The 20550-nt window shown below is 53.4% G+C and carries 15 protein-coding genes and 1 tRNA gene; 7 read left to right on the forward strand and 9 right to left on the reverse strand.

Annotated features, from left to right (window positions below):
* Positions 1–380: 380 nt before the first annotated feature.
* On the reverse strand, positions 381–1634 hold the full coding sequence (locus B348_RS01000000129635; RefSeq protein ID WP_017734490.1) for an HNH endonuclease: 1254 nt from the start codon (positions 1632–1634) through the stop codon (positions 381–383).
* A 487-nt stretch (positions 1635–2121) separates the two neighbouring features.
* On the opposite strand from B348_RS01000000129635, the gene B348_RS1000000130580 reads away from it, so the two are divergent.
* The 4 genes from B348_RS1000000130580 to B348_RS1000000131465 are packed head-to-tail and all read left to right on the forward strand — an operon-like array spanning position 2122 to position 7986.
* The gene (locus B348_RS1000000130580; RefSeq protein ID WP_157356459.1) at positions 2122–3831 is read left to right on the forward strand and encodes a class I SAM-dependent DNA methyltransferase; all 1710 of its coding nucleotides are present in this window, start codon (positions 2122–2124) and stop codon (positions 3829–3831) included.
* Positions 3832–3844: 13 nt separating this feature from the next.
* Positions 3845–6133: a sensor histidine kinase gene (locus tag B348_RS0102000; RefSeq protein WP_017734492.1), complete on the forward strand. Its 2289-nt coding sequence runs from the start codon at positions 3845–3847 to the stop codon at positions 6131–6133.
* Positions 6120–7265 (forward strand): hypothetical protein, encoded by a 1146-nt coding sequence (locus B348_RS0102005; protein WP_017734493.1) that lies wholly within the window; start codon positions 6120–6122, stop codon positions 7263–7265. The genes B348_RS0102000 and B348_RS0102005 overlap by 14 nt, the downstream gene beginning before the upstream one ends.
* Positions 7249–7986 carry a hypothetical protein gene (locus tag B348_RS1000000131465; RefSeq protein WP_157356460.1) on the forward strand — a complete coding sequence of 246 codons (738 nt, stop codon included), beginning with the start codon at positions 7249–7251 and terminating at the stop codon, positions 7984–7986. Before B348_RS0102005 ends, B348_RS1000000131465 begins: the two co-directional genes overlap by 17 nt.
* Positions 7987–8282: 296 nt before the next feature.
* On the opposite strand, the gene B348_RS0102015 is transcribed toward B348_RS1000000131465, so the two are convergent.
* From B348_RS0102015 to B348_RS0102040, 8 genes are all read right to left on the reverse strand, one after another.
* On the reverse strand, positions 8283–9140 hold the full coding sequence (locus tag B348_RS0102015) for a hypothetical protein (protein ID WP_017734495.1): 858 nt from the start codon (positions 9138–9140) through the stop codon (positions 8283–8285).
* An 89-nt stretch (positions 9141–9229) separates the two neighbouring features.
* Positions 9230–12118 carry a DUF927 domain-containing protein gene (locus B348_RS0102020; RefSeq protein ID WP_017734496.1) on the reverse strand — a complete coding sequence of 963 codons (2889 nt, stop codon included), beginning with the start codon at positions 12116–12118 and terminating at the stop codon, positions 9230–9232.
* Positions 12115–12387, reverse strand: coding sequence for a DUF3077 domain-containing protein (locus B348_RS0102025; protein WP_017734497.1), 273 nt, complete (start codon positions 12385–12387; stop codon positions 12115–12117). The genes B348_RS0102020 and B348_RS0102025 overlap by 4 nt, the downstream gene beginning before the upstream one ends.
* Positions 12384–12668 (reverse strand): hypothetical protein, encoded by a 285-nt coding sequence (locus B348_RS0102030; protein ID WP_017734498.1) that lies wholly within the window; start codon positions 12666–12668, stop codon positions 12384–12386. The genes B348_RS0102025 and B348_RS0102030 overlap by 4 nt, the downstream gene beginning before the upstream one ends.
* A gap of 529 nt (positions 12669–13197) precedes the next feature.
* Positions 13198–13503: a hypothetical protein gene (locus B348_RS1000000130585; protein ID WP_081609190.1), complete on the reverse strand. Its 306-nt coding sequence runs from the start codon at positions 13501–13503 to the stop codon at positions 13198–13200.
* Complete coding sequence (locus tag B348_RS1000000130590) at positions 13500–13817, reverse strand: AlpA family transcriptional regulator (RefSeq protein ID WP_081609191.1); 318 nt, start codon at positions 13815–13817, stop codon at positions 13500–13502. The genes B348_RS1000000130585 and B348_RS1000000130590 overlap by 4 nt, the downstream gene beginning before the upstream one ends.
* 555 nt (positions 13818–14372) lie before the next feature.
* The gene (locus B348_RS0102035) at positions 14373–15608 is read right to left on the reverse strand and encodes a tyrosine-type recombinase/integrase (RefSeq protein ID WP_017734499.1); all 1236 of its coding nucleotides are present in this window, start codon (positions 15606–15608) and stop codon (positions 14373–14375) included.
* A gap of 167 nt (positions 15609–15775) precedes the next feature.
* Positions 15776–15852, reverse strand: a tRNA-Arg gene (locus B348_RS0102040).
* A gap of 370 nt (positions 15853–16222) precedes the next feature.
* On the opposite strand from B348_RS0102040, the gene gabD reads away from it, so the two are divergent.
* From gabD to B348_RS0102055, 3 genes are all read left to right on the forward strand, one after another.
* On the forward strand, positions 16223–17665 hold the full coding sequence (gene gabD, locus B348_RS0102045) for an NADP-dependent succinate-semialdehyde dehydrogenase (RefSeq protein ID WP_017734500.1): 1443 nt from the start codon (positions 16223–16225) through the stop codon (positions 17663–17665).
* A gap of 182 nt (positions 17666–17847) precedes the next feature.
* Entirely contained in the window at positions 17848–19125 is a 1278-nt protein-coding gene (gene gabT, locus B348_RS0102050) for a 4-aminobutyrate--2-oxoglutarate transaminase (RefSeq protein WP_017734501.1), read from the forward strand.
* Positions 19126–19264: 139 nt separating this feature from the next.
* On the forward strand, positions 19265–20473 hold the full coding sequence (locus B348_RS0102055; RefSeq protein WP_026136489.1) for an HDOD domain-containing protein: 1209 nt from the start codon (positions 19265–19267) through the stop codon (positions 20471–20473).
* Positions 20474–20550 lie beyond the last annotated feature (77 nt).

Raw genomic sequence — 20550 nt, forward strand, 5'->3', positions numbered from 1 at the left:
GTGAACAGCAGTTCACCCGGTTCACCTGTTCACTAAGCTGGGCATCTTTCCGCTGACACGATCACGCGGGTTTCCTACCCTGTATTCAAAAGGTGGCTCAGGGTACCCCGGTAAAATTAGAGCCACGGGCATGACCGTACCAATGTCGCTGAAGGTCAATCCACTCAAGGGGCGGGGGGAAAACAGGTGTTACGTGAAAGCATATCTATATTATTTATATCGAGATTACTGCCGTTAAACTTGGGCTGTCGAGGAGCAAAAGCTGATGCTAAAAGTGAGTCAGATGTCACATCTCAGGCTCAAATTTTAGCTGAATGCTTCCAGTAAGTATTTTAAGGGGGGATTGACCAATACCGGCACGATATAGACGTGCGGGGTACCTAAAAAATTCTGGGAACCCCTGGTTGCTGAGTGAGGCGAGGATTTTTCGATATTGCTATGAAACGATTATGGTGAGCTTCAAGATAGAGTGCGCGAGGTTTTGGGCTGAATAGGAAAAGACGCTTTCCCTGAAGATGCAGATAGGCTTCATCGTTGAGACCGTGGGCAAGCTCCACAGTGAGAGTTTCAGGGTTTATAGAAATTTGGTGGGCATCAAAAAGTCGGTGAATGTCGACCCGCAGTAATAGGCCATTTAGCTCGTCATGCGACTGGTCGCCGCGATAAGGGATGATGTGAGCTGCTTCAAGAAGAGTGTCAATCCTGCATCCGGTGATGACGCACTGTGCGCCATAACGCTCTAACATAGCTGCCCTGAAATTCCCTTGCCCTTGGCGCACGACTGAAGACTGTATACGTACCGTTCGACGATCCTCGCTTAGCAGTCTTAACTCCACTGCTGGCGGGGGAGCGTGTGCTGATGCTCCCTCGATTGGTAGCAAGTCCTCCAGATCTTTTATGAGGGCATGGGTCATTAAGTGGCGATAATTAGTTGTGCCAAGCTCCTTAGTATTCGCGGTCCTTAGCGTTGCAAGAGCCTCTGCGGCAGCCTCTAGGGAGGCGAAGCTGTCCGGGCGGTTAGCCCACGCCAATTTAAGCTCCGCTAGTGACATTTTACGGATGGCGAATAGGTTGAAGCCGCTAGGGGGCTGGGGTTTAGCGAGTTCCTCTGAGGCTACCAAAACCGCTACTACGTTGGAGTGTTCAAGATAGGCGGTTGGCCCAGCGTAGACGTCATCGATGCCAGCAAGCACGCGATATAAAGCGTAAAGCTCAGCCGCAGCTTCCCTCGATCCGCACGTTTGCGCACGTAAGTCCCAGGCTGCGAAAATATCTGCTTCGGTAAAGTCCAGCAGGTCGTCGACCTCCAGGGCGTACAAGTGCGCTGGAGCTTCTGCGAGTTGGGGTTGTGGCTGAGGTTTGTACTGTGCCGCTTGACCCACTTTGTGAGGTGCATGATTTGATAAATGAGGTAAATCGATTTCGTACGTCGGAATCAGGAGGCTATGACTGTTATCAATCCAGTGAGAGTAGGCCGCCAGGCGTTGAGCTTCAAGATCCGTATCTAGGTAGCTCCGATAAGCTTCTACATACTCTACCCATCGGTTGTATCCGCTCAGGTTCATGATCTGACGCCCTATTCGGATTTTCTTGCGCTGAAAAATACCGGTAACGCGATGGGAGGTTTTGAGCATTCGGAGATCCATCAGACAGTTAAAGCATCCTTCCGGTGCAGCGTAAAATAATTCTAGCAGTAATTCTGATTAAAGCCCTGCATAAAATAGAGCATGCACGAAGCTTTTGACATTCGATAATTGATTTCAAGCTTTTAGCATAATCTTGAACAGTTTGTAGCTGGTCATTAAGTTGATAAATAAGTAGTTGGATTTGCTTTTATAATTGATGTCGTGCCCAGGAAAAAAGAATGGCGATGTTTGTTTGTGAGCGTGCAGTAATAATGTTTTCGAGGTGTGATATTGATCCGAGCAGTCTCTTGAAGCAATAAGTTAGACAGTTGGGTCTCCCTATTTTGAATTATGTGCACTGGCTTATATTTAAATGTTGCAGTATTTTGCAAAGATGATTTAAGCGGCTTTAAAGATAAGCACTTTAAGTAATGTTTACTTGATGTATGAAAAATGTTAAGATCGCGCGCATTTTATTTTTTTTTGGTGGAAATCCGTGCTCGTCGAAGAAAATCTTCAACTTGAAGAAATACAAACTTTGAAGCGCGAAGAGCGGAGGCGAAGCCTCGGCGCCTTTTACACGCCAAGTGTACTGAGTAAGTTGCTATGTGGTTGGGCTATCCAACATAAAGATCAAGTCGTGTTGGAGCCTAGTTTTGGGGGCTGTACATTTTTAGAAGAGATTTCTTCTCGATTTATAGAGTTGGGCTCAAATAGCCCGCTGCAAAAAGTGTATGGCTGCGATATAGATAAAAATGCTTTCCTGAAATTAGAGTCGCTTAAAATCGCAGGCTGTGAAAATAATTTTCTTCAAGAAGATTTTCTGTTATTGGAGCATAAGACATTTTTTGAGGGAAAGGCGGATGTCGTAATCGGTAACCCTCCCTATATCGGAAACTCTCAGATTGGAGCCGATCAGCGTAGGGCTGTTGAGAAGTGGAAAAGTACACACGGATTTGAAATAGATGCAAGATCGAGCTTGTGGGTTTATTTCTTTATTCACTCCTTAAGCTTTCTAAAAGAGGGCGGGCGTTTAGCTTTTGTATTGCCTGGTAGTTTTCTTTCTGCGGATTACTCTAAAAAAGTACACAAGCTTCTCCAGGATAGATTCTCTAATTGCTTAATTATATCTTTGGCGGAAAGAATTTTCATTTCAGAAGGTGCTGAAGAGCGTACAGTGATTTTATTGGCTGATGGGTTCAGAGAAAGCACTGTATGTAGCTGTGTGATGAAAATTGCTAACGCTCCAAGGCTCTCAAATTTACCTGATCTGTTTTTAGCCTGGGAAAGAAATAAGTCAGATTTTTACGATTTTGATGTTTTGGGGCTAGGCTCCTTTATAGAAAGAAATGCAACAAATCAATTTAAAGGTTTGTCGCTACGCGTCCCAAATATTGAGCTGGGAAGTATTGCTAAAGTAAGTATTGGGATTGTAACAGGTGATACCAAGTTTTTTATCAAAACTTTGACAGATTGGCGCGAGCTAGGAATTTCAGAAAATTTTCTTAAGTTTGTCGTTCCTAAAATTAAAGGTATTTCGGGGGTAAACCTAACAAGGTCGCAGGTTGAAACTCTGATTGGTTCAGATCTACGTTGTCTTCTTCTGGATACTGAGCAAGAAAGCCTTTCTGCTGACGTGTTGCTTTATTTGAATCGTTATCCACCTGAAAAGCGAATATTAGCTACTTACACTAAAAGAAGTACTTGGCATCAGCCTGATGATCATAAAATTCCGGACGGGTTTTTTACGTTCTTGACCCATAACGGTCCAAGATTGATTCTTAATAATGCCAAGGTGAACTGTACCAATTCTGTGCATAGAATGTTTTTCAAAGAAAAAGTAGATAGTGTGAGGGCAAAGCTAATCGCTCTTTCTATGCTTTCTACTTTTACACAAGTACATGCTGAGATAATTGGGCGGCCATGTGGTTCTGGTGCATTAAAACTTGAGCCTAAGGATGCGCTGCAACTTAGGATTCTATATCCTGAGATTGTAGATCCGGTTTTAGTTAAAGCTGCATTTAAAAGCGCTCACAAGGAGCTGTCTAAGACCCCGCCTAACGAGAGCGCTGCGCGTAAGGTGGCTGATGAAGCGTTGGCAGGTATGATTGGCGTGGATTATCAGCTTGAGTTGAAAGAGTTAGAGCTTGCTTTGCAGATTGCTCGCCACCATCGGAAGGGCAACGTGGGGCTGAATATAGAATAGAGGGAGCTATCTGATGGATATCATCAGCTTAAAAGAAAGTCTAACGACAGCTCTAGGTGAGAGCGAGATTGATTACAATAAGATACTTAGTCTCGCCAATGAGATTTCAAAATATGATACGGAGAATGTTAGGTTCTCCGTAGATGCAAGCCATATTTCGCGGTTGGGGCATGAGCTAGTTTCCAAGCAAGAAACAGCTGTGGCAGAATTAATAAAAAATGCTTATGACGCAGACGCTGATTATGTAAAGGCTGTTTTCAAGCACACATATAAAGCTGGTGGCGAACTCATTATCTCGGATAATGGTTTAGGTATGAGTCGCGATGAACTTATTAATGGGTTTATGCGAATTTCTACGCGGGATAAAAGCGAAAATCCGAGTTCCAATAAATACAACAGGCAAAGAGCAGGGCGAAAAGGCATAGGTAGATTTTCCGCGCAGCGCCTTGGTATGCGTTTGCAGTTAACTACTAAGCGTGAAGAGGATTTAGCAGGTATATGCATTGAGATCGATTGGAATAAATTCGAAGCGGTCGGCGATTTGATTCTGGTATCAAATCAAATTACTTTTGATCCTACGGCAGATGTTGGTACCACGCTCAGAATAAGCAACCTGAAGGACTCATGGAGTAATGCGCAAATTCAGCGGGCTTATCGTTTCATATCGGATCTTCTGCAGCCTACACCACTTCGATTTGCTCCAAATCGAACGGTTGGTGATCCAGGATTCAGAGTAGAGTTTTACGAAGAGTACGATGGCGAGCAAGTGCTAATTGCCAGTGAGCAACAGAATATTCTAGACAACGCTCATGCTTTGATTTCTGGATATGTCGACGAAACGGGAACTCCTTATTTTTCGATTAACTCTAAGAGGTTCAACTTTAATGGTGAGCCTGAAAACTTTCTCTCTGATGCGCGTGTAAAAACGGTTTTCGATGCTGAAGTGAAAGACTATTCGCTATTGCCTGGAGTGAGTTTTCAAGCGCATTACTTTATCGAAAATGATTTGCCGCCTGGCTCGAGGAATATAGTTAGGAACGTTCTGCGCAAAAATAGCGGTATCAGAATCTACCGCAATGGATTTCGTGTATTACCTTACGGAGAGCCGCAAGATGATTGGCTCGGACTGCAGCGATCTTCTGCCCTGAGGCAATTACTACCACCCCATGCAAATTCAAACTTTATAGGTTTTGTTCAGCTAACAGATCCAAATGGCGATAATTTTGAAGAGACAGCTAGTCGAGAGGGTCTGATTGAGAATCAGGCTTTTTCTCAACTTCAGGACTTTATTTATAAGTCTCTAATGCATGGCATAATAAAAATAGCACACGTCCGTGGAAAAAAGATTTTCTCCACAGATCCGGCGACTAATAAAACTACTAAAGAACGCGCTGAAGACATAACAACAAAATTTTCTACATTCGTAGCGAAAGTAAGTAGCAGTAATAGTTGGTCATCTCGCCCCGCGGAGGAACAAGCGAAAATTGACGAGGAAGCTCATGAGATTTTCGAGGAAATTGTCCTCCTTGAAAAAGATACGCAGGATCTTTTAGAAGAACTTGGGATGTTGCGTGTGCTCGCAAGTTTAGGGTTGACTATCGGTGAGTTTACCCATGAGACGAGGCATGTGCTGTCTGCCTTGTCTGCGGGGATTTTTACTATTACACAAGGCAACCCTGATGCAGATAAGTTGAAAACGCTGCAGGCCAATATAGAGTCATTGCAGTCTTATATGCGCTACTTTGATAAAGCGGTAACCCAGAACTCCCAGCGGAACCTGAGTGTGCATGAGGTTAGGGATCTGCTGAGTGATTTTGAGCAAGTAGTAACATCTGCCCTTAAACGACAATTTGTTTCTCTGACTGTAGAGGTTTCCGGATATGAACTTTTCGTAAAGCCTAGTCATAAATCTGAGTGGGCGTCGATATTTTTCAATCTGTTCACAAACTCGCTTAAAGCAATCAACCGAGCACGAGTCTTAGGTGAGATTCGTATCGTGGCGGGAGAAGTCGATGATACTAGGCTCTATATAGAGTTTATAGATAATGGAGATGGTATCGCTGAAGAAAACAAGGAGAAAGTTTTCGATGCCTTTTTTACAACTAGTACGCCAGCGGATGCGCTGGCTGACGATGAAGTTCACATTACTGGATCAGGCCTCGGGCTTAAGATAATAAGAGATATAGTCGAAAGCACCGGCGGGGAAATATTTATTTCAGAACCCCCTGCCGGGTTTTCAACATGTATTCGTATTGAGTTCCCGCGCGCTGCAGATGAGGAGATTCCAGATGAGCTTCGTTAAATATTTATGTATAGATGACCAGCCAGAAGATTTTATTCAACCGCTTCTGAATAAGTTGTCGAGCTTTAACAAGGATTTAAATTTCGACCGTATGCACCCACAAGAGTTTGAGTCTCAATTTGAGCGTATTCAAACGTTGGCGGGCGATGGGCAATGTTTTGGTCTACTAGTCGACCTGAGGCTCGATCAAGATGCAGATCCGGAGAATGGTAGTAAAGTTTATTATCGCGGACCTACGCTGGCGCAAGAGCTTCGAACACGCATGGCAGAAGGAGCCTTACCCAGCTTTCCGATAGTTCTCTGGTCAATGAATGATAATATAGTTCATTCTTATGCCCCGGATAGTTCTTCTCATGATCTCTTTGACGCAGTTTACGCTAAAGATGATGGTCAACATTTACTTGGCGATAAAGTTGCTTTGGAGTTGTTTTGGCTGGCTACTGGTTATTCCAAGATATCTCAAATTTTTGAGCGTAGTCCTGCGTATAGTTTTGAGGATTTAGTCGGTTCAGTCGATGGAGATAGGGACTATTTAGATCCGCGCCTTATCTCCTTTCTCAAAGGGAAGGTGGTATATGAAGTGGCTGGAAAGATTCTAAATACTCTAATCCGTTCCGAAGGTGTACTTGTAAGCGAGGCTATGCTGGCAGCGCGCTTAGGTGTTGATATAGAACAATCCTCTAATAGTTGGCCGCAGTTGTTGAGGGAGATACACAATACAAGCTATTCCGGCGTGTTCCATGAAGCTTGGCCCAGATGGTGGATGCATCGCGTAGAGGCTTGGTGGTCTGAAATAGTTGCGTATAAAGCCTCGCTAAGAAAGTACACCGCACATGAGCGCGTCATGATCATCAATGAGAGGTTCGGCCTTCAGTTAATTGCGGCGCTCCCTATAGATGATGGCTATAGCACTCGATATTCGGCTATCTGTGTGGCGATGGGTAGGCCACTCGATCCGGTTGATGGTTTTAAGGTGTTCAGTCCTCGACAGGATGCGTGGCAGGACAGCAAATACGTCTCTGCCCACGCCGTTCTGAATAGATTGAAAAAATCTGAATGGGTACTCGATCCACTGGAAGTGGAGCGCTTTAAACAGCTTACGGAAAGGCTTAAAAATGACAAAAAGAATTAAGCCAGATTCTTACCGGAGACAAATATCTTCTGAGCTCAGACAGCTTGGGGGCGTTCTCCAACGAGATGCTAGCGAAGTTTGCTTTGATACCGGGCCGATAACTCAAGCAGCAAGTATGTGCGGCACTTCAAAGCCATATGGGCCGGAGTCCTGGGGATATCAAGTTGATGATCTTAAATTCAGAGTAAAAACGCCACAGAAAGTTATTCCGCATTCCATTGGCGAATACCTTCAGGTTGTGATGAATTTTAAGATCCAAGGCAAGTGCACAGATGAACTCACAGAGTTGATTAAACTCTTGGAGTTTAGCATTGTAGTCTCGAATGACGAGGGGACATACCTTTCGTCTTGGCATTTCGATAAGCATATAGTCTCCGATGAGGGTGAGGATGGAGAGCCTGAGGATGCACATCCCCTATATCATTTTCAATACGGTGGTAAGAACTTGGCACCGTTAGGTGGTAATCATGGAGGAATACTTATTTTGCCATCCCCGAGAATTGGGCATCCACCTATGGATGTAGTGTTGGCTGTTGATTTCGTACTATCTAATTTTGCTGGTTTACATTGGAAGGGTCTAAGAGAGAATAACGAATATAGTAGGCGATTGACCGAGGCTCAGAATAGGTATCTAAGGCCTTATGTTGAAAGCATGATGTCTTGGTGGAATACTGGTAGGGAATCTGACTTTGTCAAAAGTTTATGGCCTCACTTAATATAAGTTCTTTTGGAGTATTTGAAGCCGATACTGGGAATTTCACTCAATAGAAATAGGCGTGCCTACACGAAGTTTTATTGAAGGAGTTTGCGGTTCTGGGGGAGATCTTGTACGGGCGGTTCAATAAGGATTGAACCGCCCCTACATGTCTTGGTCTTCTTGAACAATGTTCCTTGGACGATTGTTTAGGTCGGAATCACCCGGATCGCTTATCTGGATGTAGATCGTGTTTCAGCATTTGACTCTTGGTAGGGATTCTGCATATTGCAAACAGCCCGCTTGGGCGAACTGTTTGGGCGTCAAGCGGCGAATAATTCCTCCAAGGAGATATTCCGAGCTGCCTCTGCCAAATCTGAACGTTCAAGTCTCGATTTGAAGGGGCCGAAGCGAGGAACTTCCAGTCTGGACATGGCATCGCCCATTCCGCCTTTTTGGTTGTTAACGGCAAGTATCCGTGCGCCTACAGCGAGCAGTTGCTCGGTCACCGCGTTCCACTCCTCGTTGAAGGCAAACCCGAGCGCGTTCAATACTGCGGTCTTAGCTTCATCTCCACGTTGGCGGGCATTCGTGATTTGAGCCTCAAGACTATCAAGCTCGACTTGGAGAGCACTGAGGATCAGGTCTTGCCTTCTGACCTGCTCGTCCGTTGTTGCCAATTGCTTAGCTGCCTTTTGCATTTCGCCGCTTGCTGATTTTTCCCCTTCGGCGTCACCGCTTGCCAGGCTTTTGGCGTAGTACGTTGCAGCGTCGCGCTCGGCTTGTTGCGCCTTTTCCAGGGATTGATCGGCTTCTGATTGAATTGTATGAAACCGCTCACTCAAGTGCGTTTTTTTCCGTTCCAGCGCTTCGACTTCAACGGTTGCATCGGTCATCGCTTGAATCGCGTCAGCTTTGATCTGATCAATTTTTTCCAGTTGCTCCAGGTGCTGAATTTTCCGATTAATTGATGCGAGCTCACCTGGAATTGCATGTATCCGGGCTTCGACGCTTGCAACTTTCTCCATTGCCTCGCGACCCTCCGGGCTCCCAATTACGTTGCCATTCGCACTGAATCCGCTGGGTGCATTGCGCCATTCGGCCTCTAGTTGTGGCAGGCTTTCTTCCAGGGTTTCCAGTTCTTGAATCAAGGCGGCTTGTTGCTGTTTTAGCTGGTTCATGTTGAGTTCCTAAACGCGAAAGATTGATTGGTTTTTTCACTGGCGGGCCAGGCCAAGGTGAGCCTGCATTCCTCGTGGCGTGGCCGCTTCTAGGCCGCCTGGGCGCCGTGATCACCTTGTTCTGGCACTGCCACAACCACATAGCAGCGCTGCAAACCCAGCCCCGGTAGTCGCACTGCGGTTGAAGCTTTGCCATCCTTTCCGGGCTCTAAAACGCCTCGTCGCAGGAGCTCTTTGTTAACCGCACTCAGGTTCATGCCTCGGAAGATTTCGGAACGCCAGGCTTCCGGCAGTACGTAGTAGGTATTGGTGGTGTGCAGTGCGTCGCCCATTCCGTGTTCCAACGTCTTGCGAAAGCCCAGGCGATCGATCGTGCGTGGGCCGTGTTCATCGATCTTGGCGGCGGCAGATTCCCAGCGGGTAAAGCGGCTTTCTCCAAATCGCTCGATGACCTGGCGCAGCCGCGCCAAAATCGCATCACCCTCGAAGTTACCGGCGCCGCCCCGCTCTGCCAGCCATGCATGCAGGCACACCCTTCCGGCGGTCGTGGCCGTGCCGTCGGGCCAGCCGGTGACTCCGAAGGCTGTCGCCAACTCTCCCGCCGCTGCCGCGAGGCCGAAGCGAAGGGCGGCGCGCTGGGCTTGTCCACTGGCCGCAGCGGGCAGGTTTTGGGTGATGAACTGTTCTACTGTGCGGCGAACGATCACCGACCACCTGAGCATTTCTCCAGGCGCACACAGTGCGTGCAGGAAGGCAGTGAGGGGTGTGCCGTAGTATTTAGCGACACGGGCCTTGAGCGCATCGGATAGGGCTGCAGCGTCCTCAAAACCATTCAGCACATCGAACATGCCAAGGCCTTTGCTTGCATCCGCAGGCACTGCGAGCATGCGTACCTCCATACCGGCCTTCAGCTCCTTGTTGGCATCCGCCATGTGCTGTGCCAACGTCTTCTCGCCGGTCGAGAGAAAGAGCAAGCGCCATTCCTGTACCTGTCGGCCAGCTTGTCCTCGATCATTTGCTCTGGCCTTACCGGTGCCGTTGCCGAGCATGTACACCGTCTCGCCAATAATGCGCGGGTCGCACATGCCGATTTCATCCAGCACCAGGAGACCGTCTGAGTGGGCGGCGGCGATGGACTCCAGGGCGTTATCCGTGGAACGCCACGAACGCACCAGGCGCGGCCCGCCATAGACCGAGGCAGCGACCTGCAAGTGGGTGGTCTTGCCCCCGGAGCTGTCGCCATACAGGTGGAAGCCGCCTGACTCATGCCCCAGCAGGTTTAGCAGGGGCCCTGCAAAGGCCACAGAGACGACAAACGCCAAGCGGTGGTTACCAACGCAAAGCGCGCCGATTTGCTGTTGCCATTGCTCCAGAGAACCCGCCTCGCTGATCGGTGGCAACTGCGCACCGGCTTCATAAAAATGCAGGTGTTCGGCATGTGAACCGATTTGCTGTTCGGGCAAAAGGAAGGCGTTATCGTGCCAGCCCAAGCGCGTCACCAAACGTGCGCGCTGAGCACTGTCGAAGCCACCGAGATAGCTCTGCAGGTCATTACGGGCATTGCGCCCCGACCGACTTCCGGCAAGGCGTAGGCCCATATCTACCAGTGGGCCGAGTACATCCTTGCCGAAGTCGCCGGTCATGGTCCGGGCCGGAATGTTCCAGCGTTTTTTGGCGCCGTCCGGGTCATCAAACTCGACCAACAAACCCCAGTTGTGGCCCTTGTCGTCGCGAGTGCGAGCGATGATTTCGAGAGGCGAACACACGGGGCGCGCCTCACCATCATCGCCGGAATAAAACACCCCTTCAGGCGTCAGCCGAAAGCCGCCCGGCAACAGGTCGGTTTTCGATTTGGCAGGGCGTTTGGCGGGCGCCTTGGCCTTCTGTTCTTGAGGTTCAGTGGGCTCAGTGGCACCGCCGAAAAACTCACCGCTGCGCACCAGCTCGGCGACGTGGTCTGCGGTCCAGCCTTTGGCTAATGCATCCGCTGCATCATCGCCGTCTGCCCAATTGCCGCCTTTGACGAGTGTCGGCTTGCCGCCTTTGCTGCTCGGCTTGAGCTTGAATACGTCGAGCGAGATCCGTTGTACTGAGGTGGCACCCAGCTCAATCAGCTTCAGCTCGATGGCGTCCATGCAGGTCTTGCCGCTGGCATCATTATCCGGCCACAGCGCCACAGCACGCCCTTTGAGTGTCGTCAGGTCGGCTTTATGCCAAGAATTGGAGCCGTTCGGCCAGCAGGTGGCGACGTGATCGGGCATCAGTTCAGCGGCAGCATCAGCGGCCTTTTCACCTTCACACAACACCACAGGCGCATCGGCCCGCTGTGCCAGTTCATCCAGGCGCAGCAATGGCCGAGGTTCCGACAACCCTTGCCAGCGCCATTGTGTGGCTTGCCCATCGGAGCGCTTGCACCAGGTCAACGGCGCAAAGACTTTTCGCGGCTTACCGTCTTCATCGGGGCCCAGGTCGAAGCGATACAGCGCCATAACCGGCTGGCCTTGCGCATCCCGATAGATCCATACCTTGGACGGAACACCGTGTTGCCGGTGTTTGGCTGGGCACTTGTTCATGGCCTCGGCCGGGATCGGTTGAATCGCGATCCACTCCGGCGTTGCGCTCTTGGCCGGTGCGCTTTTGGTTGTCGCGGAACCAGCGGAAACGCTGAGCAGAACCGCCAGTTTTTCACAGGCCTCAACGTCAGTGCCGCCGTCGATGTAGCGCACCAGGTCGATCAGGTCGCCGCCCTTATCGCCGGTGGCAAAGTCCGCCCAGGTGCCTTTGCTCAAATTGACCTTGAGTGAGCCTGCGCGCTTGTCGGTACGCGTGGGATTCGGTGCTGTGTATTCCTTGCCGCCGTCGACACGTTTGCCGTTTGGCAGCCAGTGAGCAAGTACACGGTCGATGTTCTTCAGGGCAGCGCTTTTTACGTCGGCAAAACTGGGTCGTTTTGAGGTGTTGCCGGTGCGTTGAGTCATGGGGCGGTCCTCGACTCAAGCAACGCCTCGTTTACGTCATCGATCAGTGCTTTGGCCATCTCGCCGAGGTAGAACGCAGGCCAACTAAAACGCTCGCCCGCATCGCTGATGGCGGCGTCGAGGATCAGTTGATTGGCGTGGTGCAGAATCTGGGAGACGGCTTCAAGTGCGTCCTCCAGCGGGATACCGGCATTCACCCGAAACAGGTTCTGGCCGTTACCGTTGGCAGGGGAAAACTCGGAGCGTCCAAGCGTGTTGGAGTGGGTCACAGCGCACCGCCTTTCTGGCCCATCGGCACAGATGAGGCATCACCGTACATGGTGAGTGTTTTGATCAACCCCAAGGTGCCACGCACGTCCCAAATAACGGACGACAGCACGCGATTGGAGAGCAGAGGTTTATCCCCGTCTAAGTGGTCTTCCAGCAGCATGAGAACGGAGTCGGCACGGTCGAGCGCACAGGTGATGGCGTCGATAGGCAGGCCGGCTTCGGCGTCTCGGCTGACGCAGAGGAGATCCTCGGGTAGTGCAAAGCCTGGGAGCATGCTCATTGGGCACCCCCTGCGGCTTCCAGAGCTCGCGCTTTGGACATATGGGCGTTGTAGCGCGAGAGGCGTGTAGCGAGGCTGGAGTTGGCGTGTAAAGCGGCGAGAGCCATTGCTCGATGAGCAGCGGCGCGAATTTTGGACGGATTAAGGGCGTGCATGTGGTGAGCTCCTACTTTCAGACTGGAGCCGCCACCGTCCTTCCTACGGGATTGGGTGGCAGCTGTGCACGGGGTAGGAATACCGGGATAGTAGGCACCCGGCCAGACCGAAGCCTGCCCGCACACAGCCGCCATAACACGTAACTGCGGACGAAAAAAAACGCCGGCAGTTGTGATCTGGGCGCTGATGCGCCTACTAATTCTCGGGTTCCTACGCCCGGTCGCTGAGTTTGCAGCGACGCGCAGAGAGTAGCGTTCGTTTTTTGAAAGTGCAACTGTGCTGAATACTTGCGGATTTTTTCGATGCAACATAAATTGCTTAGGCATACAGATTTACCTCAACGCCTCCGGTTGCCCCCGGGGGCGTTTTCATTTCAGGCATGGGCTTCCCAGCGCAAGGACAGAAGGGGCAGGAAGTTGGCTTCGAGGCAAGATCGTGCATCTTCGTAAGCGTCGATTTGTTGGCCTTCGTCCGCGATCACGGCACGCGGGGCTTCGCTAGGAATGGAGAGCGCGCACCAAGTGCCGTCTGCCCATCGCATGACGACAACTACTCGATTCAGGCGTTTTTGTTGCGTTCTGTGACGCTCAAATCGTTGCATCCAGTGCGATGAGAAACCCACTTTTCTGAGTACAGAAAAGGGCTGCAAGATTGCCTTGTTAGGGATGCGGTTCGTCATGCCGCCACCCTGTCTCGAGCTGCGATTCGTGCACGCGTCCAATCTAAAACTTCAGCCAGTACCCATGCGACGGGAGCGCTACGGGCGCTACTACCGCTTAGTTTTACTGGAAGTGGGAAGCCGCTATCCGCTTGCTGCATAAGTTTGTAAATCGTTGGACGTGCTAACCCGACTATGCCCATTACTTCCGGCATACGGATCAGAATCGCTGAAGGATCTGCAGCAGGATGACTGGTTCGCTTGGCGCTCAGATCGCTCGTTTCGTAAGAGCGGATTTCGGTGGGATTTGCGTACTTGCGGGTATGGTCTTTCATGGATAACCCCTGGTTATGAATACAGGGGTATCTATCTATACATTTATCTAGACGAAGAAAACCACTTTTCCCCTAGACCGATCAATGTGTAGTCAATATGGGGGCAACGCAGGGTGAACGCGGCGGTTTAGTAATTGCGCAGCTAGCACTGGTCGATCAGGTGGCAGGCGTCAGCGAACTGTCCTCGGCAGAGATCATAGAGCGGTTGCGCTGAGAGAGATTTGTGCAGGCCGCTGCTTAGCGCCGAATGCAATGCGTTTTGGCGATCAGTCATGGCCAAGTGTCTCAGGCGCTGTTTAACCGAAAGTCCCACGCCCTGCGCTTGAAGGGCGGAGCCAGCGAGGGTCGCTTGGCAGGCTCGGGCGAAAACGTCTGCCCGCAGCACCTGAGCGCTGACTTTTGCGTTACACGCGGGGTCAGCGTTACATCGGGTGTACGCTATGTCGCTCAACTGTGTAACAGGCGTGGCGGCCAATGAAACCGGGCGTTTGACGATGGGCGTTACACGAGTAACACCCGTTACACCGGTTTTGGAGGGGGGTTGGGTATGTGCTCTCATACTGCCTTTCCAAATTGGCCCTGCACCACATTTCCACTCACTAGGGCATCAAGGTGATCGGCGTACCACTGCATCATCACTCTACGCTGAGGCAGGTACACCGCTTTGTTATAGACCCCGGCAATACCCTCTTTTGCGTGAGAGAGTTGGGCCTCAATGTGATTCTCATCGAAACCCTGCTCATTGAGTATGGTGCTCGCGATGTGACGAAAGCCGTGGCCTGTTTGCCGACCGGCATATCCCAGTCTGCGGAGCGCCATTAGAAAGACGGTGTTACTACGGGGGATTGTCCTGTCTTTCCTGCCTGGAAATAGGAGAGGGTACGCGCCTGTCAGTGTTCGCAACTCAGTGAGCGCTTCGATCGCCTGTCGAGATAGGGGCACCACATGTTCGCGACGACGTTTCATTCGCTCGGCTGGGATCGTCCATAGCTTTTTGGAGAGATCGATTTCTGACCAGCGTGCTTCTCGGATCTCGCTCGGGCGCGATGCTAATAAGGACAGCAAGCGAAGCCCTATACGAACGTCCTTTGCGTGAGGGTAGGAGTTGATCGCTCGAAGTAGCGCAGGCAGTTCTTCAATCGAAACGTGTGCATAGTTTTCAGCGCTACGTGATTGCAGGAATTTGCTGAGACCTTCAAGGGGGTTGTGGAAGGCTCGTCCTGTTACGCGGGCCAGGTCATAGATCTCTTTGCAAAAGGCACGAACTCGGCCCATTTGTTCAATGATCCCCTTCTGCTCCATGCCGCGTAGAAACTCCATCCATTCCAGGGGCAGTATTTCTGTGTATACGCGTTTGCCGAACACGGGGAACACGTGAAGCTCCAGTGCGCCAAGCACTCGTCGAGACGTACCTGACTCCCAGCTTGTGCGTCTGGCCTCAAACCACTCGCGGCCTAACGCTTCAAAGGTGTTGTTGGCAGCAACCTGGTCTGCAACCTTGCGAGCTTGCTTGCTCACCAATGGATTTTTGCCGGTCGATGCGTCTTCCCGCAGTTGAGCTGCTTTCTGTCTCGCCGAAGAGCCACTGATTTCCGGGTAGCCACCGAGACCCAGCCAAGACCATTTCCCGTCTGGCTTTTTGTAGCGCAGCTCCCACGATTTTTGACCGTTAGGTTTCACCCGGAAGTACAGGCCATTCCCGTCCTGCTCCCGATATGTAACGTGCTCAGGCTCCAGGCCTGCAAGCGTAGTATCTGCTAAGGGGCGGCGTTTGATTTCAGAGCGCTTCACTTCCTGTATGCCTCCAGTTATAGGAATCTCAAAGCATACACGTGGGCATACACGGCGGGAAGTTATAGGGGTGGACAGGGATGGATAGCCAGAAACAAGAAAGCCCGCACGGGGCGGGCTTCTTGGGGTGTTTCGTAGACTGTCTGAGACAGCCAGAGACTGCTATATGGTGCACCCGGCGGGATTCGAACCCACGACCCCTGCCTTCGGAGGGCAGTACTCTATCCAGCTGAGCTACGGATGCTTGTGCGGGCGACATCATACCCATGTCGCCCTTGGGCGTCCATGCTGGTTTTTGGCCGCTGAACCGTAGGAAATCGGCGCGCTGGCGCCCTAAACCGGGCGCCGCCGGTCAAGGCGGGGGAACCCGGGCCAATCACGCTGATCCGAAAGATTCGGCAAATGCGCCGTTTTCGTTCTTTTTTTCGAACAGACTATTGCCCTGTACCCCCATTGATCCTAGGATTCGTTTGAGATTTCAAACGCTCTGTCTCCCGCGTGCGCTTCACATATTCCGCGCGCTGGGGCTGATTTCCCTGACGGCAGCCCACAAGGCGCCTTTCAACAACTCTAATTCGCTCCGCGCGTGCGCGGTGCTGTTAAGGAAAGCCGACATGCAGCTTAAAGATGCCCAGTTGTTCCGCCAGCAAGCCTTTATCGATGGTGCTTGGGTCGATGCGGACAACGGTCAGACCATCAAGGTCAACAACCCGGCCACGGGCGAGATTCTCGGTACCGTGCCAAAGATGGGCGCCGCGGAAACCCGCCGCGCCATCGAAGCCGCCGACAACGCCTTGCCGGCCTGGCGTGCGCTGACCGCCAAGGAGCGCGCGAACAAGCTGCGCCGTTGGTTTGAGCTGCTGATCGAAAACCAGGACGACCTCGCCCGCCTGATGACCCTCGAACAAGGCAAGCCGCTGGCCGAAGCCAAGGGCGAAATCGTCTACGCCGCGTCCTTTATCGAGTGGTTCGCCGAAGAAGCCAAGCGCATCTACGGTGACGTGATTCCCGGCCACCAGCCCGACAAGCGCCTGATCGTGATCAAGCAGCCGATCGGCGTGACCGCTGCCATCACCCCGTGGAACTTCCCGGCCGCGATGATCACCCGTAAAGCCGGCCCGGCCCTGGCCGCCGGTTGCACCATGGTCATCAAGCCCGCTTCGCAAACCCCGTTCTCGGCCCTGGCGCTGGTTGAGCTGGCGCACCGTGCCGGCATCCCGAAAGGCGTGCTGAGCGTGGTCACCGGCAGCGCTGGCGACATCGGCGGCGAGCTGACCGGCAACCCGATCGTGCGTAAATTGTCCTTCACCGGCTCGACCGAAATCGGTCGCCAGCTGATGGCCGAATGCGCCAAGGACATCAAGAAAGTGTCCCTGGAGCTGGGCGGCAACGCGCCGTTCATCGTGTTTGACGACGCCGACCTGGATAAGGCCGTCGAAGGCGCGATCATCTCCAAGTACCGCAACAACGGCCAGACCTGCGTCTGCGCCAACCGCCTGTACATCCAGGATTCGGTGTACGACGCCTTCGCCGAAAAACTCAAAGTGGCCGTGGCCAAATTGAAGATCGGCAACGGTCTGGAAGACGGCACCACCACAGGTCCCCTGATCGACGAAAAGGCCGTGGCCAAGGTCCAGGAACACATCGCCGATGCCCTGAGCAAAGGCGCCACGCTGCTGGCGGGTGGCAAGGTCATGGAAGGCAACTTCTTCGAGCCGACCATCCTCACCAACGTGCCGAAAAACGCCGCTGTGGCGAAGGAAGAAACCTTCGGCCCGCTGGCGCCGCTGTTCCGCTTCAAAGACGAAGCCGAAGTGATCGCGATGTCCAACGACACCGAGTTCGGCCTGGCTTCCTACTTCTATGCCCGCGACCTGGGCCGTGTGTTCCGTGTGGCCGAAGCCCTGGAATACGGCATGGTCGGCGTCAACACCGGGTTGATCTCCAACGAAGTGGCGCCGTTCGGCGGTATCAAGGCCTCGGGCCTGGGCCGTGAAGGCTCCAAGTACGGGATCGAGGATTACCTGGAAATCAAATACCTCTGCCTGGGCATCTAAGCCCGGCAAGAGATTGCAGTGAACGCAGAGGGCACGAGAGCGCTGACCCTTTGCGTGTTTCAAGACGTTATTCGTAGTGGCCGGGAACGCTGTGGCAGTCGATCATCGCATGCTGCCGCAGTTGCCTCCCCGCCACGTATTCCTTGGACCCCGCCACCCGATGAGTGGCGAATGAGGACTTTATGAGCAAGACCAACGCATCCCTGATGAAACGCCGCGAAGCCGCTGTACCGCGCGGTGTCGGCCAGATCCACCCGATCTTCGCCGAATCCGCGAAGAACGCCACGGTGACCGACGTTGAAGGTCGCGAGTTCATCGACTTCGCCGGCGGTATCGCCGTGCTGAACACCGGCCACGTGCACCCGAAAATCATCGCCGCCGTGACCGAGCAACTGAACAAGCTGACCCACACCTGCTTCCAGGTACTGGCCTACGAGCCGTACGTTGAAGTGTGCGAGAAAGTGAACGCCAAGGTCCCAGGCGATTTCGCCAAGAAAACCCTGCTGGTCACCACCGGTTCCGAAGCCGTCGAAAACGCCGTGAAGATCGCCCGTGCCGCCACTGGCCGTGCCGGCGTGATCGCCTTCACCGGCGCCTATCACGGCCGCACCATGATGACCCTGGGCCTCACCGGTAAAGTCGTGCCGTACTCGGCCGGCATGGGCCTGATGCCCGGCGGCGTGTTCCGCGCGCTGTACCCGAACGAACTGCACGGTGTGAGCGACGACGATTCCATCGCCAGCATCGAACGCATTTTCAAGAACGATGCCGAGCCGCGTGACATCGCTGCCATCATCATCGAGCCGGTGCAGGGCGAAGGCGGTTTCTACGTCGCGCCGAAATCCTTCATGAAGCGCCTGCGCGAGCTGTGCGACAAGCACGGCATCCTGCTGATCGCCGACGAAGTGCAAACCGGTGCCGGCCGTACCGGTACCTTCTTCGCCATGGAACAGATGGGCGTTGCTGCCGACCTGACCACCTTCGCCAAATCCATCGCCGGCGGCTTCCCGCTGGCCGGTGTGTGCGGCAAGGCCGAATACATGGATGCCATCGCTCCAGGCGGCCTGGGCGGCACCTACGCCGGTAGCCCGATCGCGTGCGCGGCTGCGCTGGCGGTAATGGAAGTGTTCGAAGAAGAGCACCTGCTGGACCGTTGCAAGTCCGTCGGCGAGCGTCTGGTCACTGGCCTGAAAGCCATCCAGGCCAAGTACCCGGTGATCGGTGACGTGCGTGCCCTGGGCGCGATGATCGCGGTCGAGCTGTTCGATGGCGGCGACACCCACAAGCCCAACGCTGCGGCCGTGGCTGCCGTGGTGGCCAAGGCGCGTGACAAGGGCCTGATCCTGCTGAGCTGCGGCACCTACGGCAACGTGTTGCGCGTGCTGGTCCCGCTGACCGCGCCGGACGAGCTGTTGGACAAAGGCCTGGCGATCATCGAAGAGTGCTTCTCCGAGCTGTAAGCGCAAGCTGACCTGATCGACAGAAAAAACCCGCTTCGGCGGGTTTTTTTGTGCCCGACCCGGCACATTCAGCCCAGGTTCATTGTACGTACCCGCCTCCATTGACTAAGGTGCAAGCATTGCCGATGGAGCGTGCTGGATGACTGCTGTTGATTTACCCGCTGTACCCCGTGTGTTGATTGCCGAAGCGGACCCTTGGTCGCGGGACCTGCTCAAGCAAGTGTTGTTGAACGTGCGCTGTGACGCACGGCTGGATGTGTGTGCCGATGGTCAGCAAGCGGCTACGTTGCTGCGGGAAAAAACCTACGACCTGATCCTGGCCGATTGGGAGCTGCCGGGCGTCGATGGCCTGAGCCTGCTGCGCAACGTGCGCCAGCAGCGCCGCTCGCCTGCGCTGCCGTTCATTCTGCTGAGCAGTCGCAATGACAGCGCCAGTGTGCGCGAAGCCCTGCCCCTGGCGCCCACGGCGTACCTGACCAAACCCCTGAACATGGAGAGCCTGACCCAGCGCCTGCAAGACCTGCTGCTCAATGAAGGCGAAAGCGTGTATTGCGAGATTCCGCCGCTGGCGCCGGGCATGACGTTGCCGGTGTTCCTGGAGCGCCGCCGCGAAGCTTCCGATGGCGCGCCGTTGCGCGTGGATGTGAAAGCTGCGGTACAAAAAAGCCTTGGGCCCAACGGCCTGGACCTCAAGCGCCTGGAAGACCAGGTGCGCATGGACCCGCAAATCACCGCCGTACTGATCGCCGCCGCCAACAGCGCCGGCCATCACGGCACGCCGGTGCAAACCCTGCCAGCGGCGTTGCACAAACTGGCCGCCGGGCAAAGCATGAACCTGATCCTCGGCCTGTCCCTCAAGCACAACGTGGTGCTGGCCGACCCGGCGCTGGTGGCCTATGCCGAGCGCCACTGGCAGCTGTCCCAGGACACCGCCGACTACGCGCGACGCCTGGCGCGCATGCTGGAGTTGGATCACGAGCGTTGCTACAGCGCCGGTATCCTGCATCGGCTCGGCGACCTGGCCTTGTTGCGCTGCCTGGAAGACTGGCGGCTGGGCGGCGGCGCGCTGGATGACGAAGCGATTGGCGAGGCGCTCTACACTTTTGGTGCCGCCTATGGCTCGGCGTTGCGTGCGCGCTGGCGCTTGCCCCATGAACTGCGCCAGTTGATCGCGGCGATCTACTCGCTGGAGGGCGGGGTGTATGCGCGGGATGCGCTGGTGGTGAACCTGGCGGCGCAGATGGCGCGGTTGACCGAGCATGAAGGGCTCGAAGCGCTGGCGGCGGGCAAGACGGCGCGGTTGCTCAAGGTGGGTTTGTCGGAGCTGACTCGGGTGCGCAAGGCCTAGAGAACAGTGAGATCCAAATGTGGGAGCGGGCTTGCCCGCGATGAGGGTGTGTCAGTCAGCAGATTTCTAGCTGACCC

This window comes from Pseudomonas sp. CBZ-4 (genome assembly GCF_000346755.1).
GTDB lineage: Bacteria > Pseudomonadota > Gammaproteobacteria > Pseudomonadales > Pseudomonadaceae > Aquipseudomonas.

Coding starts and splice junctions, on each gene's coding strand:
- B348_RS0102055 (WP_026136489.1), top strand. CDS start 19,265: ATGACTGCTGTTGATTTACCCGCTGTACCCCGTGTGTTGATTGCCGAA.
- B348_RS0102000 (WP_017734492.1), top strand. CDS start 3,845: ATGGATATCATCAGCTTAAAAGAAAGTCTAACGACAGCTCTAGGTGAG.
- B348_RS0102020 (WP_017734496.1), bottom strand. CDS start 12,118: ATGACTCAACGCACCGGCAACACCTCAAAACGACCCAGTTTTGCCGAC.
- B348_RS0102005 (WP_017734493.1), top strand. CDS start 6,120: ATGAGCTTCGTTAAATATTTATGTATAGATGACCAGCCAGAAGATTTT.
- gabT (WP_017734501.1), top strand. CDS start 17,848: ATGAGCAAGACCAACGCATCCCTGATGAAACGCCGCGAAGCCGCTGTA.
- B348_RS01000000129635 (WP_017734490.1), bottom strand. CDS start 1,634: ATGCTCAAAACCTCCCATCGCGTTACCGGTATTTTTCAGCGCAAGAAA.
- B348_RS0102030 (WP_017734498.1), bottom strand. CDS start 12,668: ATGAGCATGCTCCCAGGCTTTGCACTACCCGAGGATCTCCTCTGCGTC.
- B348_RS1000000130585 (WP_081609190.1), bottom strand. CDS start 13,503: ATGACGAACCGCATCCCTAACAAGGCAATCTTGCAGCCCTTTTCTGTA.
- B348_RS1000000131465 (WP_157356460.1), top strand. CDS start 7,249: ATGACAAAAAGAATTAAGCCAGATTCTTACCGGAGACAAATATCTTCT.
- B348_RS1000000130590 (WP_081609191.1), bottom strand. CDS start 13,817: ATGAAAGACCATACCCGCAAGTACGCAAATCCCACCGAAATCCGCTCT.
- gabD (WP_017734500.1), top strand. CDS start 16,223: ATGCAGCTTAAAGATGCCCAGTTGTTCCGCCAGCAAGCCTTTATCGAT.
- B348_RS0102015 (WP_017734495.1), bottom strand. CDS start 9,140: ATGAACCAGCTAAAACAGCAACAAGCCGCCTTGATTCAAGAACTGGAA.